This is a genomic window from Teichococcus coralli, assembly GCF_009829925.1.
GTDB lineage: Bacteria > Pseudomonadota > Alphaproteobacteria > Acetobacterales > Acetobacteraceae > Pseudoroseomonas > Pseudoroseomonas coralli.
Genome location: NZ_SNVJ01000009.1, coordinates 72,150 through 96,898, shown reverse-complemented (window position 1 = coordinate 96,898; position 24,749 = coordinate 72,150). Strand labels below are relative to the sequence as shown.

The 24,749-nt window shown below is 70.7% G+C and carries 21 protein-coding genes; 6 read left to right on the top strand and 15 right to left on the bottom strand.

The window, feature by feature from the left end; genetic code table 11:
* Positions 1-27: 27 nt before the first annotated feature.
* The 6 genes from E0493_RS12180 to E0493_RS12155 all read right to left on the bottom strand — a co-directional run bounded on the left by E0493_RS12180 (position 28) and on the right by E0493_RS12155 (position 7,533).
* On the bottom strand, positions 28-744 hold the full coding sequence (locus E0493_RS12180) for a hypothetical protein (protein WP_160937226.1): 717 nt from the start codon (positions 742-744) through the stop codon (positions 28-30).
* Between the two features lie 72 nt (positions 745-816).
* On the bottom strand, positions 817-2,781 hold the full coding sequence (locus E0493_RS12175) for a TRAP transporter permease (protein WP_160937225.1): 1,965 nt from the start codon (positions 2,779-2,781) through the stop codon (positions 817-819).
* Between the two features lie 98 nt (positions 2,782-2,879).
* The gene (locus tag E0493_RS12170; RefSeq protein ID WP_160937224.1) at positions 2,880-4,034 is read right to left on the bottom strand and encodes a TAXI family TRAP transporter solute-binding subunit; all 1,155 of its coding nucleotides are present in this window, start codon (positions 4,032-4,034) and stop codon (positions 2,880-2,882) included.
* 142 nt (positions 4,035-4,176) lie between these two features.
* Positions 4,177-4,974 (bottom strand): hypothetical protein, encoded by a 798-nt coding sequence (locus E0493_RS12165; RefSeq protein WP_160937223.1) that lies wholly within the window; start codon positions 4,972-4,974, stop codon positions 4,177-4,179.
* A 78-nt stretch (positions 4,975-5,052) separates the two neighbouring features.
* Positions 5,053-6,780 (bottom strand): acyl-CoA dehydrogenase family protein, encoded by a 1,728-nt coding sequence (locus E0493_RS12160; RefSeq protein ID WP_160937222.1) that lies wholly within the window; start codon positions 6,778-6,780, stop codon positions 5,053-5,055.
* An 87-nt stretch (positions 6,781-6,867) separates the two neighbouring features.
* Positions 6,868-7,533, bottom strand: a complete 666-nt coding sequence (locus E0493_RS12155) for a GntR family transcriptional regulator (RefSeq protein ID WP_160937221.1) — start codon at positions 7,531-7,533, stop codon at positions 6,868-6,870.
* A gap of 141 nt (positions 7,534-7,674) precedes the next feature.
* Here E0493_RS12155 and E0493_RS12150 point away from each other — a divergent pair, with 141 nt between their 5' ends.
* The 5 genes from E0493_RS12150 to E0493_RS12130 are packed head-to-tail and all read left to right on the top strand — an operon-like array spanning position 7,675 to position 13,772.
* Entirely contained in the window at positions 7,675-8,796 is a 1,122-nt protein-coding gene (locus E0493_RS12150) for an ABC transporter substrate-binding protein (RefSeq protein WP_160937220.1), read from the top strand.
* Between the two features lie 4 nt (positions 8,797-8,800).
* Positions 8,801-10,531: an ABC transporter permease gene (locus E0493_RS12145; protein WP_160937219.1), complete on the top strand. Its 1,731-nt coding sequence runs from the start codon at positions 8,801-8,803 to the stop codon at positions 10,529-10,531.
* Positions 10,524-11,630 carry an ABC transporter ATP-binding protein gene (locus E0493_RS12140; RefSeq protein ID WP_160937218.1) on the top strand — a complete coding sequence of 369 codons (1,107 nt, stop codon included), beginning with the start codon at positions 10,524-10,526 and terminating at the stop codon, positions 11,628-11,630. Before E0493_RS12145 ends, E0493_RS12140 begins: the two co-directional genes overlap by 8 nt.
* Positions 11,617-12,879, top strand: coding sequence for a CaiB/BaiF CoA transferase family protein (locus E0493_RS12135; RefSeq protein ID WP_160937217.1), 1,263 nt, complete (start codon positions 11,617-11,619; stop codon positions 12,877-12,879). Before E0493_RS12140 ends, E0493_RS12135 begins: the two co-directional genes overlap by 14 nt.
* Complete coding sequence (locus tag E0493_RS12130) at positions 12,876-13,772, top strand: HpcH/HpaI aldolase/citrate lyase family protein (RefSeq protein ID WP_160937216.1); 897 nt, start codon at positions 12,876-12,878, stop codon at positions 13,770-13,772. The genes E0493_RS12135 and E0493_RS12130 overlap by 4 nt, the downstream gene beginning before the upstream one ends.
* A 112-nt stretch (positions 13,773-13,884) precedes the next feature.
* On the opposite strand, the gene E0493_RS23370 is transcribed toward E0493_RS12130, so the two are convergent.
* From E0493_RS23370 to E0493_RS12085, 9 genes are all read right to left on the bottom strand, one after another.
* Positions 13,885-14,802, bottom strand: coding sequence for a peptidoglycan-binding domain-containing protein (locus tag E0493_RS23370; protein ID WP_235913736.1), 918 nt, complete (start codon positions 14,800-14,802; stop codon positions 13,885-13,887).
* A 299-nt stretch (positions 14,803-15,101) separates the two neighbouring features.
* A complete protein-coding gene (locus tag E0493_RS12120; RefSeq protein WP_160937214.1) occupies positions 15,102-16,199 on the bottom strand; it encodes a branched-chain amino acid aminotransferase in 1,098 nt (365 codons plus the stop codon).
* A gap of 151 nt (positions 16,200-16,350) precedes the next feature.
* Positions 16,351-17,589, bottom strand: a complete 1,239-nt coding sequence (locus tag E0493_RS12115; RefSeq protein WP_160937213.1) for a mandelate racemase/muconate lactonizing enzyme family protein — start codon at positions 17,587-17,589, stop codon at positions 16,351-16,353.
* Between the two features lie 35 nt (positions 17,590-17,624).
* Positions 17,625-18,563, bottom strand: coding sequence for a 2-hydroxyacid dehydrogenase (locus tag E0493_RS12110; protein WP_160937212.1), 939 nt, complete (start codon positions 18,561-18,563; stop codon positions 17,625-17,627).
* A gap of 31 nt (positions 18,564-18,594) precedes the next feature.
* On the bottom strand, positions 18,595-19,371 hold the full coding sequence (locus E0493_RS12105) for an SDR family NAD(P)-dependent oxidoreductase (RefSeq protein ID WP_202397092.1): 777 nt from the start codon (positions 19,369-19,371) through the stop codon (positions 18,595-18,597).
* Entirely contained in the window at positions 19,368-20,483 is a 1,116-nt protein-coding gene (locus tag E0493_RS12100; protein WP_160937211.1) for an ABC transporter ATP-binding protein, read from the bottom strand. The genes E0493_RS12105 and E0493_RS12100 overlap by 4 nt, the downstream gene beginning before the upstream one ends.
* 54 nt (positions 20,484-20,537) lie before the next feature.
* A complete protein-coding gene (locus E0493_RS12095) occupies positions 20,538-21,422 on the bottom strand; it encodes a carbohydrate ABC transporter permease (RefSeq protein WP_202397091.1) in 885 nt (294 codons plus the stop codon).
* A complete protein-coding gene (locus E0493_RS12090) occupies positions 21,415-22,365 on the bottom strand; it encodes a carbohydrate ABC transporter permease (RefSeq protein WP_160937209.1) in 951 nt (316 codons plus the stop codon). Before E0493_RS12090 ends, E0493_RS12095 begins: the two co-directional genes overlap by 8 nt.
* A gap of 57 nt (positions 22,366-22,422) precedes the next feature.
* A complete protein-coding gene (locus tag E0493_RS12085; RefSeq protein ID WP_160937208.1) occupies positions 22,423-23,703 on the bottom strand; it encodes an ABC transporter substrate-binding protein in 1,281 nt (426 codons plus the stop codon).
* Between the two features lie 274 nt (positions 23,704-23,977).
* Between E0493_RS12085 and E0493_RS12080 the strand changes: the two genes are divergently transcribed.
* On the top strand, positions 23,978-24,715 hold the full coding sequence (locus E0493_RS12080) for a GntR family transcriptional regulator (RefSeq protein WP_160937207.1): 738 nt from the start codon (positions 23,978-23,980) through the stop codon (positions 24,713-24,715).
* The last annotated feature ends 34 nt before the right edge of the window (positions 24,716-24,749 follow it).

The window sequence follows — 24,749 nt, the reverse complement described above, 5'->3', positions numbered from 1 at the left end:
GCCAGGACTGGCGAAGCAGCCCAGCATCTACTCAGCCATGTTCCGCGTCAGGCCAAATGCGCGCAGCGGATCGGTGGGATCCAGCAGGATGACTCTGTTGAACGGCTCCCTTACCGAGAAAATTTCGCGGACAGTCTGCTGATCGTCCTCTCGCAGACCGGTGCCGATATAATCGGGCAGGATCAGCCACCAAGCCGGATACCTGCTGCGGAATGCCGCAATTTTATTGGCCTTCTCAAGGAGACGAAGCTCAAGATTCCGGATGATTTCGGCGACCACGACACCCCCAGACTGACTGTCGTCGTATCCTGCGGGGACAAAGAAATCGGCATGCTTCCCAGATGCCGGAAATACATCCAGCTCGAAGTTTTCGATTGTCCGCAATGAGAAGGCGCGGCGCTGATCATCCTGCATGAAGTTCTGTAGAATTCCTCCGAGCGTCGGACGCAGGTTTTTCCAGTCCGGGATGGGCCTAGAGAAATGCCATGAAACAAACCAACTTTGGCCTGAGGAAGGTCCAAGCGACGTGAGAAGCCTGTACATTCGGTCGCCAAGCGGAATGGCGGTCTCCTCAAGGCTCCTGTCCCTATCTCCCTGTCGGTATCGTTGACTCAGGCGCGTGACCTCAACGGCGACGTGCCCATCAAGCAGGAAGTCGGGTGGCACGTTGCCATCGGGTTCGTACAGAACATCGCTGGACAGCGAAGTCAGATAGCGGAAGGCCAATTTCTCATCCGGCTTCACGCACAATCATCCTTTCCGGAGGGTGGCCGCCTCTCTCCTACTGACAGAAAAAAGATGGGGGTCTGGGGGAATTCATTCCCCCGGCCTTCCCCCCGCCATGGGTGTCGCAACCGGCCGCAGCATCAGCGCCGCGACGATGGTCACACCCGCCAGGCCGATGCCGATCAGGTCCGTCACCCCCTCCGGCACCAGCAGCAGCAGCCCAGCGAGGCCGATGCCGGCGCGCGCCCAGGCCGGCAGCCGTCCCAGCCCGTAGAGGTGCCCCTCGAAGGCGGAGGCCAGCAGCAGGATGGCGGCCAGCGCCGTCGCCACCGCCTGCAGGATGACCGGCAGGTCGCCCTTCAGGATCAGCGCCGGCTGGAACACGAAGAGCACCGGCAGCAGCATCAGCAGCAGGCCGACGCGCAGCGCGGTGAAGCCGGTGACCATCGGGCTGGCCTTGGCGATGGAGGCGGCGGCGATCGCGGCCAGCGCCACCGGCGGCGTGATGAAGGAGACCACGCCCCAGTAGAGCACGTAGAGATGCGAGGCCATCGGGTCGAGCCCGGCCTGCACCAGCGCCGGCGCCAGCGTGATGGCCAGGAAGATGTAGCAGGCCGAGGCCGTCATCCCCATGCCCAGCACGAAGCTCGTCACCGCGCCGAAGAACAGCAGCAGCGGGATGCTGCCGCCGGCATAAAGCACCAGCTCGCGCGAGAAGGAGTTGGCCACCCCCGTGACCGAAAGCGCGCCGATGATCAGCCCGATGCCGGCAATCAGCGCGACGAGGTGCGCGACGGTCCGCCCCGCCTCCACCACCAGCCCGGCGAAGCGGCTCCAGTTGAACCCCGTCTGCTTCCGCCTGAGCACCGCGACGGCGAGCAGGAACAGCGCCACCCAGAAGGGCGCCTCCGCCTCGATGCGGAACATCAGCAGCATCAGCGTCAGCGCGACGATGGCGAGCAGGTAGTACCAGCCGCCCTTCAGCACCGGCAGCAGGGCCGGCACTTCCTCGCGCGGGACGCCGCGCAGGCCGTGGGACACGGCGTAAAGGTCGGTCTGCAGGAACAGCGCGAGGTAGTAGAGCACCGAGGGCAGCGCCGCGGCCACCACCACGTCGCCATAGGGCACGTTGAGGAAGTTGGCCATGATGAAGGCGGCGGCGCCCATCACCGGCGGCATCAGCGCGCCGCCCGTGGAGGCGCAGGCCTCCACCGCGCCTGCGTAGTGCGGCGCGTAGCCGCAGCGCTTCATGGTGGGGATGGTCAGCGTGCCGGTGGTCAGCACGTTGGAGGTCGGGCTGCCGGAGAGCATGCCGAACAGCGCGGAGGAAACGACGGCCACCTTGGCCGGCCCGCCGCGGCTGGTGCCCATCAAGGCCAGCGCGAAGTCCATGAAGAACCCGGCGCCGCCCGTCGCCGCCAGCACCACGCCGAAGATCAGGAAGCCGATCAGCGTGTCCGCCACCACCTGCATCGGGATGCCGATGACGCTCTCGGTGCCGAAGACATGCTCCTGGATGGTGGCCGGAAGGTCCAGCTCGACCCCCCAGAGGAAGCCCGGCATGTGCCCGGCGAAGAGGGGAAAGGCACCGAAGATCACGCAGGCCAGGAACAGGATGAGCTCGCCCGTGCGCCGCGTGCATTCCAGCACCAGCAGCACGAAGAGGCCGGCCAGTGCCGCCGCCCAGTCCGGCGCCGTGGCGCTCCAGCCGCGGAGCTGGATGGTCAGCGCCTCGCTGCCGAGCCAGATGCCGAGCGCCAGGATGGCGGCGGCCAGCCCCCAGTCGTACCACGGCACGCGCGCCTTCGCGCCCTTGCCGCCGGGGAAGGCGAGAAAGGCAAAGGCGCCGAACAGCCCGATCAGCGCGTAGTAGTAGGCCGTGCTGATCGGCCGGAAGCCGAAGAGCCCGAGGTTGAAGATCTGGTTCACCGCCATCAGCAGACCGATGGCGGAAAGGCCGAAGGCCGCCCAGAAGGCAGCGCCGCTGGCGAGCCGTCCGGCCTGCGCCTCGGGTTCCTGCGGTGGTGGCGGCGTATCGGGCAGAGCGGCGCCCATGCGGTTGGCTCCCGAGCGATGGCGGGGGCCGGGGCGGCACTGCCACCCCGGCGGAGTGGCCCGGCAGGGGTGGCGCCCCGCCCGGCCGCCTCCGGGCTTCAGAGCGACGCGATGGCCTTGGCGCGCACGGGCATCCAGGCCTTCTCGAAGGCCTCGCCGCTTTCCTTCCCGCCCGGACCGGCCATGAACTCCTTCCAGGCCGCCTGCAGCGCCTGGTGCCGCTTCAGCGTCTTGTCCTGCCACCCCTGGTGCGCGTCGGACCAGATGCCCGCCTTCTTCAGGTAGCGGATGGCACCCTCATGGAAGGCGGCATCCATGGGCGGCGTGCCGGCATCGCTCATCTTCCAGCGCGTCATGATGGCGCTGACGTCCTTGTAGAGGTCGAAACCCTGGTCAAGCGCCTGCATCATGGCGAAGACCTCGTCCGGGTCGGCGTCGGCGTTCACCGTCACCATGGGGTAGCGATAGCCCATGACGTTGACCGGGTTCTGCTCGGACATGCCGGCACCAATGGTTTCGGCGAAGGGATCGACGAACGGCACCGCCTTGCGCGCCGCCTCCCAGCCCTTGGCGTTGTTGGGGTCGAGCTGCACCCAGGAGATGCCGCGCGGGCTCGCCTCCAGCTCGCGCAGCACGGCCGCGGCGGGGGCGGCGCCGGCGGCATCCGCGCGGCCCTCGATCAGCGCGCGCAGGCTGGCGCCGTAGGAGGGGAACTGCACGATCTCCATGTCGTTGAGCGTCAGCCCGGCGAAGGCCAGGATCGGCTCGATCTTGATGTTGACCGAGGAGTTGGCGGGCACATAAGCCAGCCGCTTGCCCTTCAGGTCCTCCGGCTTGGTGATGCCGCTTTCCTTGGTGGCGGCGATGGAGAAGGCGTTCTTGCGGCCGCACAGGGCGCGGAAGTCCTGCGGCCCCCATTGCGGATCGGCGTACTCGTAAATGCCCTCGACGGCGAAGTAGAGCTCGTTGGCCAGCCAGGCATGGCTGGCGCGGCGCTGCTTCAGCGGCAGCACGCGGCCGATCGAGGTGCCGGAGGGCTGCAGCCGCACCCGCGTGCCATAGGCCTTGCCCATCGCGTCGGCAATGGCCGAGGCCTCGACATAGCCGGTGGAGCCGACGTCATAGACCGACCAGATCTGCGTCGCCGGCAGGTGCTCGATCTTCTTCGTCTGTGCGGCGGCGCTGCCGATCAGCGCCGGGCGCGCCAGCAGCGCGGCGCCGCCCAGGGCAAGACTCTGGCGTCGGGTAATCATTTCTGGACCGCTCCCCTTGTTACTTTTTTGCAAAGCTCTACCGGGCATCTGCGACAATCGTCGCCCCGCGCGGCAGGCTTCCGGATTGCGGCGCCCGTGTCAAACGCAAAGCAGCGCCGGGCGCGGCCGCGGCCGCCGCGCCTCAGCCCCGCCGGCTGGCCGCGCGCAGAAGCAGGCCGAGCACCGCCATCTCGGCGATCAACTGCCCCGCGAAGGTGTCGAGCGCCGCCAGCACGGCGCCCCGCTGCGCCGCCGGAAAATCCGGCGGCGGCCGCAGCGCCGGCAGCATCCGGCCGGACAGCGCGCGCGCCTCGGCCAGCAACGCGTCCCGCCCCTGCGGCAGGGTGCCGTCCGCCATCAGCGCGGCGCAGGTGGCGTGCAGCGGCGGCAGCAGGTCGGGCCAGAGCGCCAGGTGGCGATAGAGGCTCGGCACCGCCTCGGCAACGGCCGGTCCGTGCAGTGCGGCAAGCTCCCGGACCTGCGCCCGCACCGCCGGCGCCAGCCTCTCCAGCTGCGGCATGGGCGGGGTTGGCGGCAGCGGCGGCGGCGCGGGCGCGGCCTCCGGCGCCTCGCCCCCGCCCGCCGCCTCGCCGGCCAGGATCCGGCGCAACGCGGTCAGCAGTTGCAGGTTGGTGCAGTTGCCGCGGTTGTAGATCTCCACAACGGCCCGCGCCTCCTCCGGCAGCACCGGCAGGGCCGCGACGCCGCCGCCGCCTGCGCGGAGCGCCGCCGCCTCCAGCCGCGCGGTGCCCTCCGCCAGCAGCGCCGAGCCGGCCACCGGCCGCACCGCCGCCCAGGCCCAGGGCAGCACGCCAGGCAACGCCGCGAAGTGCCGCCAGATCAGGTTGACCACGGGAATGCCCGCCGTCGCGCGCAGTTCGGCATAGATGCGGGCAACCTCGCCACCCGCCTCCGCCTCGGCCACCTCGGGGAACGGCATGTCGGCATCTCCTCGCTGTTTGTTACGCGCCCTGCGCGAAGCGCTGTTTGTTACGCGCCCTGCGCGAAGCGCTGTTCGTTATGCGCCTTGCGCGAAGCGCGGCTGCCCCGCCGCCGGATCGGCCAGCAGCGCGGCCGGCAGCGGCATCGCCTCCTCCGCCGCCAAGGGGTCGCGCGGCAGCACGCGGTGGCGCATCACCATCCGCGCCAGCGCCAGCCGCGCCGCGCCGGGCTCGGGCGGCAGCCGCGCCGCCTCCCAGGCCATGGCGGCGGCGGCGGTGAGGTTGTAGAGCGCACTCGCCGCCTGCCGCGCCAGCGCCGCATCGCCCTCGGCGGCCTCAGCCAGCCGCAGCGCCCGCCGCAGGGCGGAAGGCAGTTCCGGCAGCGCCTGCGCCACGCCCTCCATTCCCTGCAGATGCCCCTCCAGCGCCGCCAGCGAGCCCTCGCGCCGCGCCGCGCGCAGCACGTCGAGCGCGACGATGTTGCTGGTACCCTCCCAGATGGAGCCGAGATGCGCGTCGCGCAGCAGCCGCGCGTCGGCGAATTCCTCGATGTAGCCGCAGCCGCCGCGCACCTCCATGGCATCGCCGGTGACGCTGCGCGCGTCGCGGCAGGCGCGGAACTTCAGCAGCGGCGTCAGGATGCGCAGCAGCGGATAGGCGCCCGCCTCGCCGCCATCGCTGCGCGTCAGCGCCGCCGCGGCCTGGAACACCATGCTGCGCGCCGCTTCCGCCCGCACCAGCATCTTGCAGAGTTGCCGCTGCATCAGAGGCATCTCGACAAGCCGCTTGCCGAAGGCGACGCGCCGATGGGCGATGAACAGCGCCTCCGTCACGGCGCGGCGCATCATGCCGGCGGCGCGCACGCCGTTGGAGAGGCGGGAGTTGTTCACCATGTCGGCCATCTGCCGCATGCCCGCGCCCGGCTCGCCCACCAGCCAGGCCGTGGCGCCCTCCAGCGCGATCTCGCCGCTGGCCATGGACCTGGTGCCCAGCTTGTCCTTCAGCCGGACGATCCGGTAGCTGTTGCGGCGCCCGTCCGGCAGGTCGCGCGGCAGCAGGAACAGCGAGACGCCCTTGATGCCCGGCGGCGCCTCCTCCGGCCGCGCCAGCACCATGGCCAGCGCCGCGTCCGGGTTGCTGCAGAACCACTTCTGCCCGCTCAGCGCCCAGCTTCCGTCCGGCTGCCGCGCGGCGGTCACGCCGGTGGCGGCGATGTCGCTCCCCGCGCCCTGCTCGGTCATGAACATCGCGCCCTGCGCCAGCGCGTCGAGGTCCTGCGTGGTCAGCGCCTCCCGGTAGCGCTCCACCAGCGCCTCGTCGCCGAAGCGGCGCAGCGTGCGGGTCAGGCTGTCGGTCATGCTGACCGGGCAGCAGAGCCCGAACTCGGCCTGCACGAACAGATAGGTCAGCGCATACTTCGCCGCCGCCGGCAGCGGCTCCGGCCAGCCCAGCACGCCGCCGCGATGCGACATCGCCGCCAGCCCGAACGTGCCGAAGGCCAGCTGCTCCATGGCGCGATAGGCCGGGTGGTAGGCGATGCGCTGCACGTCCTCGCCGCGCCGGGTGCGGTGGTGCAGCACCGGCGGGTTGCGGTCCGCCTCGGCCGCCAGCGCCGCCAGCTCGCCGCCCGCCAAGGCCCCGAGACGTGCCAGATGCGGTTCCAGATGCGCCCGCAACCCGGGCGGCAGATAAAGCCCGAGCAGCGCGCCCAGCATCGGATCGGCACGGTAGAGGTCGAGGCCGTGGCTGTCGGGAATGGCCTCCGCGCCCGCAGGCGGCGCGGCGGCGACGGGGCGCGGATGCATGGCGCGTCTCCTCGGGCGGTTTCCGGTCGCTCCCTGGCCACTCTTCGCGCGGCGGTCTGCGGGCGCGCCGGCACGATAGGCCGCCCCTCAGCGCGAGGCCACCCCCTCCCCTTCCGTGTCCAGCGCCGGATCATTCGCCGCCGAGCCCAGGATATGCACCCGCACGCTGGCCGCCAGCGCCGCCGCGTCGCGCGCCCGCAGCGCGGCCAGGATCTCGCGATGCCCCTCGGCGCTGCGCCGCAGCGCGCGCGCCGAGGGCCAGAGCACCAGCGGCCAGAGCCGGGCACGGTCACGCGTCTCCGTCGCCACCTCCACCAGCGCGCGGTTGGGCGCGAAGCCGTAGAGCGTGTCGTGGAAGTCGAGGTTGGTGGCGCTCTGCTCGGTCATGGTGCCCTCGGCCACCGCGCGGTCGAAGGCGTCCGCCTTGGCTTCCAGCAGGCGCAGCGCCGCCGCGTCGATATGCGGCAGCGCGCTCACCGCCGCCTCCGCCTCCAGCAGCGCGCGCACCTCCAGCATGGCGCGCAGCCGCGCCCGGTCCGGTGTCGCGACGCGGAAGCCGCGGTTCGGCACGTGCTCCACCGTCCCTCGCAGCGCCAGCTCCGCCAGTGCCGCGCGCACGTCGAAGCGCGTGGCGCCCAGCCGCTCCTCCAGGTCCACCTGCCGCAGCCACTCGCCCGAGCGATGGGCGCCGGCGCGGATGGCGGCCGCGATCTCGGCGGCGAGGTGGCGCTTGGGGCGGGCGGGTCGGGCCATGCGGTGATCGTTCCCCGGCTGAAAGGGGGTTGCGCCGGGGACGGACCCCGGCCTAGCGTATTGGCGCCAATAATTGCGCCAAAGCGCGCCGGGGTCGAGGCCTGAAAGCGCCGCCGGCCCTGACAGGGAAGGAAACGCAGCATGATCCGGATCGGTCGCCGCACCGCCTTGGCCATTCCTGGCCTGATCCTGGCGGACCGCGCCCTTGCCCAGGGAGCCGGTGCCCCCGCCAGCTACCCGCAGGGCTACCAGGACGTCGTCAGCGCGGGCGAGAGGGAGGGCAGCCTCCTCGTCTATTCCATCATGTCGGCCGAGAACTGGCGGCCGGTGCTGGAGGGCTTCAGCAAGCGCTACCCGAAGATCAAGGTCGAGACGCTGGACCTGCCGAACTCGCGGGAGGTTTTCGAGCGCTATCTCGCCGAGCGCGGCACCAACAGCCGCACCGCCGACCTGCTGGCCACCGCCGACCCCTCCGGCTGGATCGAGTTCCAGCGGCGCGGCGAGGTGCTGCCCTACGAATCCCCCGAGGCCGCCGCCTGGCCCGCCTGGTCCAAGCCCTGGCCCGGCGTCTATACCGTCTCCTCCGACCCGCTGGTCTTCATCTTCAACAAGATGCTGGTGCCGGAGGCGCAGCAGCCCAAGAGCTTCGCGCAGTTCGTGCAGCTCGCGCAGGAGAACAAGAGCCGCTGGCGCAACAAGATCACCAGCTACGGCGCGCACAACGGCGGCTTCGGCTACTCGGCCAATTTCGGCTTCGTGCAGAAGCACGGCGACCAGGCCTGGGAGTGGTTCAAGGAGCTCGCCCCCGTGCAGCCGCGCTGGGAGCGCTCCGGCGGCCCGATGACGGAGAAGGTCACCTCGGGCGAATACGTCGCCGGCTGGTTCGTCTCCGCCATCACCTTCTGGCCGCGCCTGGACGATCCGGCGCGCGCCCGCATCCTGGGCTGGAACTTCATGAATGACGGCCAGCTCGTCATCCTGCGCGGCATGGCCATCCCGAAGGGAGCGAAGAACGTCAACGCCGCCAAGCTGATGATCGACTACCTCGCCTCGCCCGAGGGCCAGGCCGCCTTCGGCCGCGGCGGCCTCACCCCGGCGCACCCCGCGGTCAAGCCCGGCAGCGGCATCCGCCACACCTACAGCTCCATCGCCGAGGCCGTCGGCGGCGAGCAGAACATCGCCTATATCGACTACAAGCCCGAGATGCTGGAGCAGTACCAGCCCTTCATCGAACGCTGGAAGCAGGTCTACGGGGTGAGCTGAGCCGATGGACGCCGCCCTGCCGCGGGCGGAGGCGGCGCCCGCCCCGCCGCCCGCCTTTCCGCGCGAAATCCCCATCCAGTACGGCACCGCGCTGCTGGTCCTTGTGCTGGTGATCGCGCCGCTGCTGCCGGTGCTGCTGCAATCGCTGCTCGACGGCGCCCTCTACGAGAAGCACTACAACCTCACCCTCGGCAACTTCCTCCGCCTCGCCCGCACCGACGGCTTCGGCCTGGTGCTGCTCAACACCGCCATCCTGGCCGGGCTCACCACGCTGGTGGCGCAGGGCGTCGGCACCGTGGCCGCCATCCTGTTCGGCCGCACCGACCTGCCCTTCTCCCGCCTGCTCGGCGAACTTTTCCTCTGGCCGCTCTACCTCTCGGCGCTGGTGCTCTCCTTCGGCTGGTACGCGGTCTATGGCCCCTCGGGCTACCTGACGCTGCTCTGGCCCACGGAGTGGCTCGGCGACGCGCCCTGGAACCTCTATTCCTTGGGCGGCATGGCGGCCATCGCCGGCGTCTCGCAGGCGCCGCTGGCCTACATCTACTGCCTCTCCTCGGCGACGCTCACCGACCCGACGCTGGAGGAGGCCGCGCGCGTCTCCGGCGCCGGAACCGGGCGCACGCTCTGGCGTGTCACCCTGCCGCTGATGAAGCCGGCCATCGCCTACAGCGCCGTGCTGAACTTCACCATCGGCCTGGAGCTGCTCTCGGTGCCGCTGATCTTCGGCGACCCCGCCGGCATCACCGTGCTCACCACCTTCCTGTTCAACAACGGCGTCTCCTCGCCGCGGCCGGACCATGGCCTCGTCGCCACCGCCGCCGCGCTGATGCTGGTGGTGGTCTGCTTCCTGGTCTGGCTGCAGAACCGCATGCTCGGCAACACGCGCCGCTTCATCACCCTCGGCGGCAAGGCGACCCGCCCCCGCCCCTTCCGCCTCGGCGCGCTGCGCTGGCCGCTCTTCGCCCTCACCGCGCTCTACATCCTCGCCACCGTCGTCGCGCCGATCGGCATGCTGGTGCTGCGCGCCTTCACCAGCTTCCTTTCGCCGATGATCCCGATCTCCGAGGTGCTGACCCTCGGCAATTTCGCCAGCATCTTCGACTATCCGGTCTATTCCCGCGCCGTCTGGAACTCCTTCGTGGTCAGCCTGGTCGGCGGCGCGCTGGCGACGGCGCTGATCGGCCTCGTCGCCGTCATCGTCCACCGTTCGGAGTTCCGCTTCCGCGGCGCGCTGCATTATCTCGCGCTGTTCCCGCGCGCGGTGCCTGGCGTCGTGGCCGGCATCGGCTTCTTCTACGCCTTCGCCCTGTTGCCGGGGCTGGGGGCCATCCGCAACTCCATCTGGATCCTGGTGATCGCCTTCACCATGCGCTTCATCCCGACCGGCATCGGCGCCGTGGCGCCCATGCTGCTGCAGGTGAGCCCGGATCTCGACCGCGCCGCCCGCGTGCAGGGCGCCGACTGGTGGACCACCAGCCGCCGCATCGTCCTGCCGCTGATGCGCCCGGCGCTGGTCGGCTGCTTCACCGTCCTCTTCATCTCCTTCTTCAAGGAGTACTCCACGGCGATCTTCCTCTTCGCGCCCGGCAGCGAGGTCATCGGCACCGCGCTGCTGCAACAATGGGTGCAGGGCGAGGTCGGCATGGTCGCGGCGCTCGCCACCATCCAGGTGGCGGTGATCGCCGTCTGCGTCGCCGCCGTGCGCGGCCTCTTCGGGGTGAAACTGCATGGCTGACCTCCTCATCGAGGGCCTGACCAAGCGCTTCGGCGGCGTCACCGCCGTGGACAATGTCAGCCTCCACGTCGCCGACGGCGAGTTCGTCACCCTGCTCGGCCCTTCCGGCTGCGGCAAGTCCACCACCCTTGCCGCCGTGGCTGGCCTGGACCGCGCCGATGGCGGCCGCATCCAGGTGGGCGACACCGTCTATTTCGACGCCGCGCGCGGCCTCTACCGCCCGCCCGAGGCGCGCAGCTGCGGCCTCGTCTTCCAGAGCTACGCGCTCTGGCCGCACATGACGGTGGCCGACAACGTCGCCTTCCCCCTCACCCTCCGCAAGGTTCCCGGCCCCGAGCGCAAGCGCCGCATCGAGGAGGTGCTGGCCCTGGTGGAAATGGAACGCTACGCCGCCCGCTACCCGCACGAACTCTCGGGTGGCCAGCAGCAGCGCGTCGCCCTCGCCCGCACGCTGGTCTATCACCCCGCCATCCTGCTGCTCGACGAGCCGCTCTCCAACCTCGACGCCAAGCTGCGCGACCGCGCCCGCGCCTGGCTCGGCGAGCTGCGCACCCGCCTCAGGCTCACCACCATCTACGTCACCCACGACCAGATCGAGGCGCTGGCGCTCTCCGACCGCATCGTGGTGATGAACGGCGGCCGCATTGCCCAGGTCGGCGCGCCGCAGGAGATCTACGACCATCCCGCCGACCCCTTCGTGGCCGACTTCATCGGCACCACCAACTTCCTCCCCGCCCGCGTGCTCACCGGCGCGCCGGAGGGCGGCAAGGCGGTGCTGGAACTGGCCGACGGCCAGCGCCTGGAGGTGCGGGCCGAGCGCCCCGCCACCGCCGGCAGCCGCGTCACCCTGGCCTACCGCCCGGAGCAGATGCGGATCGCCGCAGAGGGGGCGACTGGCGCCACCGATGGCGGCGCCGTGCTGCGGACGCGGATCACCAGCCGCGCCTATGTCGGCGGCCTCTGGCAGGTCGGGCTCGACCTCGCCGGCGCGCCGCTGCGCCTGGAGACCCGCCAGCCCCCGCGCGGCGAGGAGTTGCACCTGTGGCTGCCCCAGGCGGGCGGCATCCTGTTCCGAGGAGGCGCCGATGCCGCCGCTTGACACCCCCGGCGAGGGCCTGCCCCGCGCCGACTACACCCCCGGCGTCCGTGGCCCGCTCTCCGGCGTGCGCGTGCTCGACCTCTCGCGCCTGGTCGCCGGCAACACGCTGACCCAGCACCTCGCCGATTTCGGCGCCACGGTGGACAAGGTGGAGCCGCGCGACGGCGACACCCTGCGTGGCTGGCGCGTCAAGGGCGTCGAGACCGCCTGGAAGGTGCATGGCCGTGGCAAGCGCAGCCTCTGCCTCGACTTCCGCCACCAGGACGCCATTCCGCTGATCCGCCGCCTCGTCCCCGGCGCCGCCATGCTGGTGGAGAGCTTCCGCCCCGGCACGCTGGAGGCCATGGGCCTCGCCCCCGAGGAGCTGCTGCGCCTGGAGCCGCGCCTCGTCATCGTCCGCATCTCCGGCTGGGGCCAGGACGGCCCCTATTCCCGCCGCCCCGGCTTCGGCACGCTGGTCGAGGGCTTCGCCGGCTTCGCCGAGATGAACGGCTTCGCCGACCGCGAGCCGGTGCTGCCGCCGATGTACCTGGCCGACACCATCGCCGGCCTCACCGGCGCCTTCGCCGCCATGGCGGCGCTCCGCGAGGTGGAGGTCAACGGCGGCCAGGGCCAGGTGATCGACCTGCCCCTGCTCGACCCGCTGTTCACAGCCCTCGGGCCGCAGGCGGCCAACTACCGCCTCACCGGCAAGACCAAGCCGCGCACCGGCAGCCGCTCCACCGGCGCCGCGCCGCGCAACGTCTACCGCACCTCGGACGATGGCTGGGTCTGCCTCTCCGCCTCCACCCAGGGCATGGCCGAGCGCGTGCTGCGCTCGATCGGCCGCGCCGACCTGGTGGACGACCCGCGCTTCCGAACCAACGAGCAGCGCGTCGCGCATGGCGAGGAGCTCGACGCCATCATCGGCGCCTTCGTCGGCCAGCGCACGCTCGCCGAGAACGTCGCCTTCTTCGAGGAGGCCGAGGTCACCATCGGCCCGGTCAACGACATCACCCGCTTCATGGCCGACCGCCACGTCAGGGCCCGCGCCCTGCTCGCCGAGTACCCGGACGAGGACATGGGCCGGTTCCCCATGCACGCCGTCTCCTCGCGCCTCTCCGGCACGCCCGGCGCCATTCGCGCCCCGGCGCCGCGCCTCGGCCAGCACAGCCGCGAGATCCTTTCCGGCCAGGGCCTCACCGAGGCCGAGATCGAGGCGGCGCTCGCCTCCGGCCTTGTTTCCGCGCCCCAGGAGGCCACCCCATGAAGCCCGCCCCGCACCCCGTTTGGCGCTCCGGCCTCTTCGTCCCCGTCAACGTCGAGCGCTTCCTGGCCAAGGCCGGCGAGCGCGGCGCCGATGCCATCCAGCTCGACCTGGAGGACAGCATCGCCCCCGCCGACAAGCCCGAGGCCCGGCGCAAGGTGGAGGCGGCCGTCGAGCGCCTGCGCCGCGAGGCGCGCTCGGACATCCTGGTGCGCATCAACCAGCCGCTCGACGATGCGGTGCGCGACCTGGAGGCCGCCGTGCTGCCCGGCGTCGCCGCCATCATGGTCACCAAGGTCGAGGGGCCCGACCATCTCCGCCTGCTGGACGAGCTGGTCTCCCGGCTGGAGCAGAAGCGCGGCCTCCCGGAGGGCGGCATCCGCTTCCTCGGCCTGATCGAGGCGCCCGGGCCGCTCGCCCAGGCCCATGCCATCGCCCGCGCCACGCCGCGCCTGGTCGGCCTCTCGCTGGGGGCCGAGGATTACGCCACCGCCATCGGCGGCGAGCCCACGCCCGAGGTGCTGCTGATGCCCAAGCAGCAGATCCTGCAGGCCGCCACCGCCGCCGGCCTCATGCCCATGGGCACCATCTCGACCGTGGCCGACTATTCCGACATCCCCGCCTATACCGAGGTGGTGCGCCGCTCGGCGGCCTTCGGCTTCGTCGGCGCCTCGGCCATCCATCCCGCGCAGATCCCGGCGCTGAACGCCGGCTTCAGCCCCTCGCCCGAGGCCGTGGCCCGCGCCGAGCGCATCGTCGCCGCCGACCGCGAGGCCGCCGCCCAGGGGCGCGGCTCCTTCGCGCTGGACGGCAAGATGATCGACATCCCCATCGTCCAGCGGGCGGAAAGGCTGCTGGCCCGGGCGAGGGCCATCGCGGCGCGGGAAGGAAAGTAGGATCGCTGCGGCGAAACTGGCTGCCCGCCTGAAGCGGGCAAGCGCGCATCTGCGCGGACCAGGCGGTTCCTTCCTCAGGAAAAAGCACGGCCTAGTCGGCGCAGATGCCGGCTCAGGGCACCTTCACCTTCTCCGCGGCGAGGCGCGTCAGGATGCGCAGCATCGGACTTCCCTTCGGACTGCCGGTGACGGGCAGCCCGTTCGCCTTTTCGAAGCCCTCGATAGCTCCCCGCGTCATCGGCCCAACCACGCCGTCGCTCTTTCCAGGATCATGGCCCGCCGCCCGGAGATAGTCCTGGAGCATGCGGTAGTTTCCCTTCTGCACCTCGACCACGAGCTGGTTGTACATATCGTCCGCGAGCTGCTTCCGCTTCTCCTCATCCCGATTGAAGATCATCGTGTAGCCGCTCTGCCCGGCTTCCATGATCTTCTTGGCAGCCTCCGCGGCATCCCCCGTCACGACCAGGATGGTGCCGATCGCACCCACGGCAACGCTTGCGACCTTGATGCGGTGCCGTACCTTCGTGGAGCCGGGGTGGACTTCGACCACCTCAAAGGAAAGATAGGACGTTCCTGCCGTGTAGCGGCTGGTGAACGGGTTCTGCCAGAAAAGCCGCAGCTCCTCCTCCGTGATGCGGAAGACGCGGTGCGTCTGGTCTAAGAAGACGAACGGGGCCGAAGCTTCGCCCCGCAATGTGCTTTCCACAGCAGCGCTGAGAAGCCCATCGAGGCGGTGGACGATCGTGGCGACGAGGCCAAGCTCCAGGGCGATGCGGCCGGTCGAATGCGCCACATCAGCGACGTGCGAGCCCGCGGCGAATTCCTGCCCGCGCCGGACCGCGAATTGCAGCGTATAGCCATGCTCAAGCTCGACATCGACCGGCATCTCCGGCGAAAACCACGCAGCCGGGCTCTGCGGCATGAAGAGCCTGTCCGCAAGCTGCGAGGCATCGACGACCAGATCGACGGTTCCGGGAAGCGCGATAGCATCGCTGGCCAGGTTTGCGGTCGCCCCATGGCTCTCACCCATCGTGTCCTCCCAGATCAGCGACGCCTGTTTGTTTTGATTCCGAATCAATACTGTGGCGGCTCTCCGCCTGCAACATCCGCGGCCACTGGCGGCATCGGCTTTCCTTCGCGCTGCCGGCGAGGTGCCTTCATCGCCGTGACGCGCGCGGCTGGCAGGAGCGCCACGTACAGCCCGCGCCTCGGGCGATCCCGGGGATCGAGGCGAGGCTCGGGCCATGAAAAAAGCCCGGGAAGAACATCTCCCCGGGTCCAATCTTGCTGCTGCGCGGCCGCGGGCCGCCGCGTCGGCCAGTCCGGCCCTCAGGCCGTGACCGGCGCCTTGACCACGCTGGTCCAGCCATGCGGGTCCGGCGCACGGCCGTACTGGATGGCGGTGATGGCGTCATAGAGCTTCTGCGTCAGCGCCCCGGTCTGGCCCTGGCCGATGCGGATCGTCTCGCCCTTGTAGCCCAGCTCGCCCACCGGCGAGACCACCGCCGCCGTGCCCGTGCCCCACATCTCGCGCAGGGTGCCGTCGCGCCCGGCCTGCATCACCTCGTCGATGCTGACCTTGCGCTCGGACACCTTGTGGCCCCAGTCGCGCAGGAGCTGCAGGATGGAGTTGCGGGTCACGCCGTCCAGGATGGTGCCGGCCAGCGGCGGGGTGATCACCTCGTCGCCGATCCGCATCATGATGTTCATGGTGCCGACCTCGTCGATCCACTTCCGCTCGACGCCATCCAGCCACAGCACCTGCGTGTAGCCGGCGCGCTCGGCCTCCTGCTGCGCCGAGAGCGAGGCCGCGTAGTTGGCCGCCGTCTTGGCCTCGCCGAGCCCGCCCTGCACCGCGCGCACATGCGTGTCGGTGGCCAGGATGCGCACCGGCTTCACGCCTTCCTTGTAGTAGGCGCCCACCGGCGAGCAGATGACGAAGTAGGTGTAGCTGTGCGCCGGGTGCACGCCGAGCATCACGTCCGTCGCGATCACCGTCGGGCGGATGTAGAGCGAGGTGCCGGGCGACGAGGGCACCCACGCATGGTCGGCCGCGACAATTGCTTCGAAGGAGCGGCGCACCAGGCCAGGGTCCATCTCGGGGATGCAGAGCGCGCGGGCGGACTTGTTCAGCCGCTCCGCATGCCGCTGGGCGCGGAACAGGCGAATGGCGCCGTCGGCGCCGCGAAAGGCCTTCAGCCCGTCAAAGATCGCCTGGCCGTAGTGCAGCACCGAGGTCGCGGGGTCGAGCGTCAGCGGGCCGTAGGGCACCACGCGCGGGTCGTGCCAACCCTTCCCCTCGATGTAGTCCATGACGAACATATGGTCGGTGAAGACCTTGCCGAAGGAGAGCGAGGCATCCGCCGGCCGCGTGTTGGGGGTACGGGTCCGGGTCAGGCTGATCGGCGTTTCGCTGGGTGCGGTCATGGCGCTTTCGCTCGCAGTTTTGTTGCGCGTTGCCCCCATCCTACCGCAATAGCCGTTCGCCTTGGAGCCCTCGCACTTAACATTCCACCCATGCGCCCTGGTTCTGATAGGTCAGCCTTGCTGCCGGTTGCCGGCGTCCGGGACGCACCTGTCACCGCGGCGGGGAGCCCGGGGGAGCAGTGGGCGGCGGCGCCCCCTGGCCGACATCCTGGTGCCGCGGCGGCCGCGCCTTCACCGCGGCCTCGTTCACCTCGATCCCCCAGCCCGGCCCCTGGGGCAGCAGCATCATGCCGTCCTCGATCACCGGCGCGCCGGTGAAGAACTCGTCCCGCCAGGCCACGCTGTCGATGTCGATCTCCATCACCCGGAAGTTCGGCACCGCCGCGCAGAAATGCGCGCTCATGACGCTGGAGAGATGCCCGTAGAAGTTGTGCGGCGCGACGTTCATCTCATAGACATCGGCCATGGCGGCGATCTTCAGCGACTCCCAGAAGCCGTTCCAGACCACGTCGATGATCGCCACGTCCATCGCATAGGCCTCGAAGAACGGCTTGAAGTCGCGCCGCTCGCAGAGGGTCTCGCAGGAGGCCACCGGGCAGGGCGCCGCGCGACGGATCAGCGCCAGCGAGGCCGCGTCATGCGTGTCCACCTCCAGCCAGGCGAGGTTCACCGGCGCCAGCGCCTCGGCGATGCGGATTGCCCCCTCGGTCTTGAAGTGGAAGTTGATGTCCAGCATCACGCCCATCTCCGGCCCGGCGCCCTCGCGCAGGGCCATGGCCGTGTCATGGGCGGCGCGCAACACGCGCGGCTCCCAGTTCAGTTCCGGAAAGCCCGGCCCGTGCCCGAAGCCGGGCCGGTAGCTCGCCAGCCCGCCCTTGCCGTCCGGCATCAGCGTGTTGGTCTTGAGCCCACGGAAGCCGCGCCGCCGCACCTCCTCCCCGAGCCGCGAAAGGTCCTCGTAGCTGCGCACCTGCGGCACGCCGGTCATCGCCTCCGGCCAGCGCGCGCGGTAGCTGCCGCAATGCGACCAGTAGACCGGGATGCGCTCCCGCACCGCGCCCCCGAACAGGGCGTGAACCGGCACCCCCAGCGCCTTGCCCTTGATGTCGAGCAGCGCGTTCTCGATCGCCGCCAGGGCCTGCCGGTTCAGCCCGCCGCGCGACTGCACGGTCTTCACGTGCAGCGTGCGGCCGATCCACTCCACCCGCATCGGGTCCATGCCGATGATGGCGGGCGCCAGCGCCTCGATCACCTGGGTGAGCCCGGCGCTGCCGAAGTCCTGGTTGTACTCCGACCAGCCCACGACCCCGTCGGCGGTGGTGATCTTGAGGAAGGAGAAGGTCCGCCATCCCGCATCGCAGGACATGGTCTCCACGCGCTCGATCCTCATGGCGTTCCTCCCCCTTTCCCGTTGTTGCGCCGGGCTCAGACCACGGCGGTCGGCGGCTCCCGCCCGTCGAAATGCGCCGCCAGGTTGGCCAGCACCAGCTCGCCCATGGCGATCCGCGTCTCGAAGGTGGCGCTGGCGCGGTGCGGCTGCAGCACGACGTTGTCCATCCGCCACAGCGCCTCCGGCACCTTGGGCTCGTCCACGAAGACGTCGAGCCCCGCCCCGGCGATCCGCTTGCCCTCCAGCGCCGCCACCAGCGCCGGCTCGTCCACGATGCTGCCACGCGCCACGTTGATCAGGATGCCCTCGGGCCCGAGCGCCTCCAGCACCGCCGCGTTGACCACCCCGCGGGACTGCGGGCCGCCGGCCGCCGCCACCACCAGGATCTCCGCCCATTCCGCCAGCGCCGCGAGATCGGGCACCCGCCGGTAGTGCACGCCCGGGATTTCCGTCACGTCGGTATAAGCGATGGGCATGCCGAAGCCCTCCGCCCGCTTCGCGACGGCGCGCCCGATCCGCCCCAGCCCGACGATGCCGAGCTTCTTCCCCGTCACCTTGCGCGCCAGCGGCAGCCCCTGCCGCCCCCAGAGCCCCTGCCGCACGTAGCGGTCGGACTGGCAGATCTGCCGCGAGGTCGCCAGCAGCAGCGCCATGGCCATGTCCGCCACGTCGTCGGTCAGCACGTTGGGCGTGGTGGTGACGCGGATGCCCTGGGCGCGCGCGTAGTCGAGATCCACCGCGTCGGTGCCGATGCCGTTCACCGCGACGATGCCGAGATGCGGCAGCCGCTCCATCAGCGCCCGGCTGGCCCCCGTGACGCCTCCCGTCACGATGCCGCGAACGCGGGGCCCGACCTCCGCCAGGAAGGCTTCCTTGTCCCCGGCCTGGGCCAGGCGATGCACGGTGTAGTCGGCATCCAGCCGCGACTCCAGTTCCGGCATCATCGCGCCGATCAGCAGCACCTCAGGCTTCATCGCTCATTTCCTTCCCATGACCCGTGGCGACTCAGCGCGAGCCGCCATTGACCATGAAGCATTGCTTGGTGATCAGCCGGCTGTCATCCGAGGCGAGGAACAGCGCGAGCCGGGCGATCTCCTCCGGCTCGATGGCATCGGGAATGCATTGCCGCGCCCGCATCTCGGTGATCCGCCGCGCGTCCTGGAACCACAGCGCCCGCTGCCGCGGCGTGATCACCATGCCCGGCGCGATGGCGTTCACCCGGATGCGGTCCGGCCCGACCTGCCGCGCCAGGGAGTTGGTGAAGCCCACCACCGCCGCCTTGGCCGCGCTGTAGGCCTGCATCTCCGCCGCCCCGTTCATCCAGGCGACGGAGGACATGTTGATGATCGAGCCCCCGCCCAGCTCCCGCATCTGCGGCACCACCGCCTGCGCGGCGAAGAAGGCATGGCGGAAGTTCACCGCCATCATCCAGTCGAAGCTCTCCTCCGTCACCTCGGCGAAGTCCTGCCGCTGGTCGTTGGCGGCGTTGTTCACCAGCACGGCGGCCGGCCCGCGCGCCTCGCGGATGCGCGCCATGGCCGCCTTCAGCGCCGGGATGTCGGTCAGGTCGCAGGGCACGAAGAGCGGCTCCGCCGCCCCCTCGGCGGCGAGCGCCTCGGCCAGCGCCGCCCCCTCCTCCGCCTGCCGGTCCAGGAAGGCCACGCGCGCCCCCTGCCCGGCGAAGCCGCGCACGAAGGCGGCGCCGATGCCGCTCGCCCCGCCCGTCACGATGACGAGCCTTCCCTCGATCCCCGCGTAGCGCGAGGCGCTCACCCCCGTCATGCGATCAACTGCTCCGTCGCTGGGTCGAAAAGGCAGATGCGGCGCGTGTCCACCGCGAAGCGCGCGGCGCCGCCCACCACGGGGCGCACATCCGGTGCCACCCGGCCGAGCACCGGCTCGCCGCCGAGCCGCATCATGACGATGGTCTCCGCCCCGGTCGGCTCGGTCATCTCCACCGGCGCCTCCAGGGTGGAGAAGCTGCCCTCCTCCGCCCCGAAGCGCCGGCCGGCCTCGGCGATCGCCTCCGGCCGGATGCCCAGCACCACCTCGCGGTTCCGCCAGCCCGGCGGCGGCCCGCCCTCGGCCGGCAAGGTCAGGCGAATCTCGTCCGGCCGCCCGGCGCCGATCACCGCCACCGGCCGCTCACCCCCCACCAGCCGCGCGGCCACCGTGTTCATCGGCGGCGCCCCCATGAACCGCGCGACGAACAGGTTGGCCGGCCGGTTATAGACCGTGTCCGGATCGGCGAACTGCTGCACCGCGCCCTGGTGCATCACCGCGATGCGCGTGGCCATCGTCATCGCCTCGATCTGGTCATGCGTCACATAGACCATGGTGGCGCCGATGCGCCGGTGGAGCTGCTTGATCTCCATCCGCATCTCGACGCGCAGCTTGGCGTCGAGGTTGGAGAGCGGCTCGTCGAACAGGAACAGCAGCGGGTCGCGCACCAGCGCGCGTCCCATCGCCACGCGCTGCCGCTGCCCGCCCGAGAGCTGCGCGGGCTTGCGCTCCAGCAGCGCCTCGATCTGCAACAGCCGCGCCGTGCGCGCCAGGGCCTCGGCCTGCTGCCGCTTCGGCACGCCGCGGCACTCCATGCCGAAGGTGATGTTCTGCCGCACCGTCATGGTCGGGTAGAGCGCGTAGGACTGGAACACCATGGCGATGTCCCGGTCCTTGGGCGGCACCCGCGTCACCACCCGCCCGGCGATCTCGACATCCCCCGCATCCGGCTGCTCCAGCCCGGCGACGATGTTGAGCAGCGTGGACTTGCCGCAGCCCGAGGGCCCGACCAGCACGATGAACTCGCCGCTCTCGGCCGCGATGTCGATGCCCTTCAGCACCTCCTGCGCCCCGAACCGCTTTCGCACCCCCCGGATCACCAGCGCGGACATCCGGCTTCCTCCTGTTCTCTGGTGGACCGATTCACGGCAGCGCCGACCGGGCCACTACTTCACCGCGCCGGCTGTCAGCCCACGCAGGAAGTACTTTCCCCCAAACAGATAAACCAGCAGCGTCGGCAGCGCGGCGAGCAGCACCGCCGCGCTCTGCACCCCGTATTGCGGCGCCTCGCTGACCGAGACGCTGAGCGCGATCAGCGCCGCCGTCACCGGCTGCTGCGGGCCGGAGGTGAAGGTCACGCCGTAGAGGAACTCGTTCCAAATATGCGTGAACTGCCAGATCACCGTGACGATCAGGATCGGCGGCGAGAGCGGCAGCACGATGCGCCAGAAGATGCGGAAATACCCGGCGCCGTCGATCCGCGCCGCCTTCAGCAGCTCGGCGGGGATGGCGACGTAGTAGTTGCGGCAGAACAGCGTGGTGAAGCTGATGCCCTGCACCACATGGATCAGCACCAGGCCGGAGATGCTGTTGGTCAGCCCGAGCTCGCGCAGCACCAGCACCCAGGGGATCAGCTTCATCTGCTCCGGCAGAAAAACGCCGAGCGTCACCAGCCCGAACACCCAGTTGTCGCCGCGGAAGCGCCACAGCGCGACCGAATAGCCGTTCAGCGCGCCGAGCAGCGTTGAGATGATGGTCGCCGGCACCACCAGCAGGAAGGAGTTCCACATGTAGGGCGCGATGCCGGCGCAGGTCTGCGCGATGCAGTAGCTGCCCCAGGCGCGGCTGAAATTGTCGAACGCCAGCTCGCGCGGCCAGCCGATGACGGAGGTGGCGCCGATATCCTGCGCCGTGCGCACCGAGTTCAGCACCACCACCACCAGCGGCGCGAGGTAGAAGACCGCGAACACCGCCAGCACGGCATAGACCACCCCGCGCCCGAGCGGGTTGCGCGCCCCCGGCGCCAGGGCGGCCGCCTTCGCCTCAGCCATGCCGCGCCTCCCGGCGCTTGCGCCAGCGCGCATAGGCGAAATAGGGCAGCAGCACGACGAGGAGCGAGAGCAGCAGCATCACCGCCGCCGCCGCGCCGCGCCCGAGCAGCCCGCGCTGGAACATCAGGTCATAAACCACGAGCGTCGGCAGTTGCGTCGCCAGCCCCGGCCCGCCGCCGGTCAGCGCCCGCACCAGGTCGAAGGTCTTGATGGCGAATTGCAGCAGGATCACCAGCACGGCGATGAAGATCGGCCCGATGCAGGGCAGCACCACCCGCCGGTAGATCCGCCACGGCCCGGCGCCGTCGATCTGCGCCGCCCTATAGAGGTCGGCATCCACCGAGCGGATGCCGGCCAGGAACAGCGCCATGGCGAAGCCCGAGGCCTGCCAGGCGCCCGCGATGACGATGGTGTAGATCGCCATCTCCCGGTCCACCAGCCAGTCGAAGCGGAAGCCCGCCCAGCCGAAGCCGCGCACCAGGTGCTGGATGCCGATGCCCGGGTTGAGCAGCCAGGCCCAGACCGTGCCGGTGACGACGAAGGAAACCGCCATCGGGTAGAGGAAGATGGTGCGGAACAGGTTCTCCGCGCGGATGCGCTGGTCGATCAGCACCGCCAGCAGCAGGCCGAGCGCCGTGGTCAGCAGCACGAAGCCGCAGCCGTAGATCACCAGGTTGCTGTAGGCGATCTTCCAGTTCCGCGAGTTCAGCACCGAGACGTAGTTCTGCACCCCCACCCAGTCGTATTCCGGCAGCAGGGTGGAGGGCGTGAAGGAAATCCAGGTGGTGTAGGCGGTGAAGCTCACCACGTGCAGCACGCTGACCAGCAGCGGCGGCCAGAGCACCAGATGCGGCGCAAGGCGGCCGAGCCAGCCACGCCAGCGCGCCGGCGCCGGGCGTGCCAAGGGTGGCACCCCGGCCACGGCGGCGGTGCCGGCCGGCATCGCCGCCTCCCCCAGGCCGGGGCGAGGCGGCAGGGAATCGGCCTCCGCCCGCATGGCTCAGCGCGCGCTTTCCACCGCCTCGGCCAGCCGCTGCCGGCCCTGCTCGGGCGTCACGGCCTTGTTGTGCACGTACTCCGTCAGCACGTCGATCATCGCGGCGGTGAGCTGGTTGGACTGCGCCATGTTGTGCGCCAGGCTGAGCACCGCCTGATTGGCCTTCACCGACTCGTTCAGCGAGCGCGCCGCCTCCCGCTGCCCTTCCGACCAGCCCTCGCCCGAAAGGTCCATGTCCGTCCGCACGGGGATGGAGCCGGTGGTCTTCGAGTACATCTCCTGCACCCGCTTGCTCATCACCAGCTTGGCGAACAGCTTCTGTCCGGCCTGCAGGTCCGGCTCCTTGCTGCGCCAGAAGATGAAGGCGTCGGCGTTCAGCACGAAGGCGGGCTTGCCGTTGTCCACCGGCGCCTGGCCGATCATGTAGTCGCCCGCGTCGAAGCCGTTGTGCCGGATCACGCCCTGCGCCCAGCCGCCCATCATCAGCATGCCCATCTCGCCCTTGATGAAGCGCGGCAGGAACACGCTGTAGTGCTGCCCGGCGACGGCCGGGTCCATCCAGTTGGCGAAGCGGCGCAGCTGCTGGAAGGCGGCCAGCACCTCCGGCCCGCGCAGCGCGTCGTCGTCCAGCTCCATGATGGCCTTGCGGTAGGCGGCGGGGCTGATGCCGGCCAGCGCGATCTCGAACTTCATGCCGTCATCCCAGCGGATGCCGCCATTGGCCACGGGCGTGATGCCCTCCGCCTGCATCTTGCCGGCCAGCGCGTTGAACGCCTCCCAGGTGGTCGGCAGCTCGGTGGCGCCCACCCTGGCCATCGCCTTGCTGGAGACGAAAAGCGTGTTGGTGCGGTAGATCTGCAGCGGCAGCGCGATCCACTTGCCCTGCGGCTTGTGCAGCTTCGCCAGGTCCGGCGCCACCACCTCCTCGTAGCCGGCGGCCTTCACCTCCTCCGTCAGGTCCACCGTCGGCGCGATGCGCGACCAGGCGGCGATCTCCGGCCCCTTGAGCTGCGAGGCCGCCGGCGGGTTGCCGGCCAGGATGTCGGCGCGCAGCTTGTTCATCATCTCCGTGGTGAAGCCCGGCACCGGGCTGTGCTGCCAGACGCCGCCCTCCTGCTCGAAGACGCGGCCGAGCGCGGTGATGGCGGCGCCGTCGCTGCCTGCGCTCCATTGCGAGATCAGCGTCAGGCGCGGCTTCACGCTTCCCTGGGCGCGCGCGAGGTGCGGCGCGGCGAGCAAGCTGGCGGCACCCGCCATCAGGCCGCGGCGGTCAATGGTGAACATGCTTCCCTCCCCTTCGGCCGACCTGCCTCGCGGCCGGCGGTGCTGGTCACGCGGAGCGGCCCGCCGGCGGGCGGGCCTCGGGGTGTCACGTCCCGGAGGTGTTTCTGGTCATGGCCGTCTCGTCTCCCTGGCGGCCCCGTGGCGTCGCCGCGCCGGGGCTGGTCCTTGTTTCTTGTTTCGTTGCGAGGTAGATTTGATCATATCGACAATCGGGTCAAGGCCGGAATGACCCCGCCCGGGGGTGGCCCCTGGCCCGCGCAGCAAGGACGCTCCCGTGCCCAGCGCGCCCCTGCCCGACGCCGCGGAAGCCGACCCCGCCCTTGGCCGCACCATCTACCAGCGCGTCCATGAGCGGCTGCGCAACGACATCCTCGCCGGCCGCATCCCCCCCGGTGGCCGGCTGAAGATCGCCGAGCTCGCGCGGCTGTATGGCCTCAGCCAGATGCCGGTGCGCGAGGCGCTGCAGCAGCTCCAGGGCGAGGGGCTGGTCATCCTTTCCCCCAACCGGGGCGCCCGCGTGCGGGCGATGGACGCCGCCTTCATCCGCAGCCTGTTCGACATCCGCGAGGCGCTGGAAGGCTTTCTCACCCGCCAGGCCGCCACGCGCGTCACGCCCGCGGTGATCGAGCAGCTGCGCGGCATCCAGCGCCGCTACGACGCGGCGGTGGAATCCGGCGAGCTGCGGGCCTGCAGCGCGCTGAACCGCGCCTTCCACGAGGCCATCCTGCGCGCCGCCGGCAACGCGGAAGCGATCCGCCTGCTCAACCAGCACACCGCGCTGATCATCGCACTGCGCGGCCGCGCCGGCTACGCGCCCGGCCGCCTCGCCGCCATCCGGCAGGAGCACTGGGCGCTGGTCGAGGCGCTGGCACGTGGCGACGGCGCGGCGGCGCAGCGCATCCACGCCGCCCATGTCCGCCGCGCCGCCGCGGACATGCTGGCCATGTTGCGCGCGACCGCACCGGCCGGCTGCGATGCCACCCCGACTGCACGGCGCGCGGCGGGCGGATGAACGCGTCGCGGCCGCCGGCGAGGGGAGGTGCGTG

What these genes read in the sequence shown, in the direction of transcription:
- E0493_RS12175 (WP_160937225.1), bottom strand. Translation starts at nt 2,781, where the DNA reads ATGGGCGCCGCTCTGCCCGATACGCCGCCACCACCGCAGGAACCCGAG.
- E0493_RS12170 (WP_160937224.1), bottom strand. Translation starts at nt 4,034, where the DNA reads ATGATTACCCGACGCCAGAGTCTTGCCCTGGGCGGCGCCGCGCTGCTG.
- E0493_RS12165 (WP_160937223.1), bottom strand. Translation starts at nt 4,974, where the DNA reads ATGCCGTTCCCCGAGGTGGCCGAGGCGGAGGCGGGTGGCGAGGTTGCC.
- E0493_RS12160 (WP_160937222.1), bottom strand. Translation starts at nt 6,780, where the DNA reads ATGCATCCGCGCCCCGTCGCCGCCGCGCCGCCTGCGGGCGCGGAGGCC.
- E0493_RS12155 (WP_160937221.1), bottom strand. Translation starts at nt 7,533, where the DNA reads ATGGCCCGACCCGCCCGCCCCAAGCGCCACCTCGCCGCCGAGATCGCG.
- E0493_RS12150 (WP_160937220.1), top strand. Translation starts at nt 7,675, where the DNA reads ATGATCCGGATCGGTCGCCGCACCGCCTTGGCCATTCCTGGCCTGATC.
- E0493_RS12145 (WP_160937219.1), top strand. Translation starts at nt 8,801, where the DNA reads ATGGACGCCGCCCTGCCGCGGGCGGAGGCGGCGCCCGCCCCGCCGCCC.
- E0493_RS12140 (WP_160937218.1), top strand. Translation starts at nt 10,524, where the DNA reads ATGGCTGACCTCCTCATCGAGGGCCTGACCAAGCGCTTCGGCGGCGTC.
- E0493_RS12135 (WP_160937217.1), top strand. Translation starts at nt 11,617, where the DNA reads ATGCCGCCGCTTGACACCCCCGGCGAGGGCCTGCCCCGCGCCGACTAC.
- E0493_RS12130 (WP_160937216.1), top strand. Translation starts at nt 12,876, where the DNA reads ATGAAGCCCGCCCCGCACCCCGTTTGGCGCTCCGGCCTCTTCGTCCCC.
- E0493_RS23370 (WP_235913736.1), bottom strand. Translation starts at nt 14,802, where the DNA reads ATGGGTGAGAGCCATGGGGCGACCGCAAACCTGGCCAGCGATGCTATC.
- E0493_RS12120 (WP_160937214.1), bottom strand. Translation starts at nt 16,199, where the DNA reads ATGACCGCACCCAGCGAAACGCCGATCAGCCTGACCCGGACCCGTACC.
- E0493_RS12115 (WP_160937213.1), bottom strand. Translation starts at nt 17,589, where the DNA reads ATGAGGATCGAGCGCGTGGAGACCATGTCCTGCGATGCGGGATGGCGG.
- E0493_RS12110 (WP_160937212.1), bottom strand. Translation starts at nt 18,563, where the DNA reads ATGAAGCCTGAGGTGCTGCTGATCGGCGCGATGATGCCGGAACTGGAG.
- E0493_RS12105 (WP_202397092.1), bottom strand. Translation starts at nt 19,371, where the DNA reads ATGACGGGGGTGAGCGCCTCGCGCTACGCGGGGATCGAGGGAAGGCTC.
- E0493_RS12100 (WP_160937211.1), bottom strand. Translation starts at nt 20,483, where the DNA reads ATGTCCGCGCTGGTGATCCGGGGGGTGCGAAAGCGGTTCGGGGCGCAG.
- E0493_RS12095 (WP_202397091.1), bottom strand. Translation starts at nt 21,422, where the DNA reads ATGGCTGAGGCGAAGGCGGCCGCCCTGGCGCCGGGGGCGCGCAACCCG.
- E0493_RS12090 (WP_160937209.1), bottom strand. Translation starts at nt 22,365, where the DNA reads ATGCCGGCCGGCACCGCCGCCGTGGCCGGGGTGCCACCCTTGGCACGC.
- E0493_RS12085 (WP_160937208.1), bottom strand. Translation starts at nt 23,703, where the DNA reads ATGTTCACCATTGACCGCCGCGGCCTGATGGCGGGTGCCGCCAGCTTG.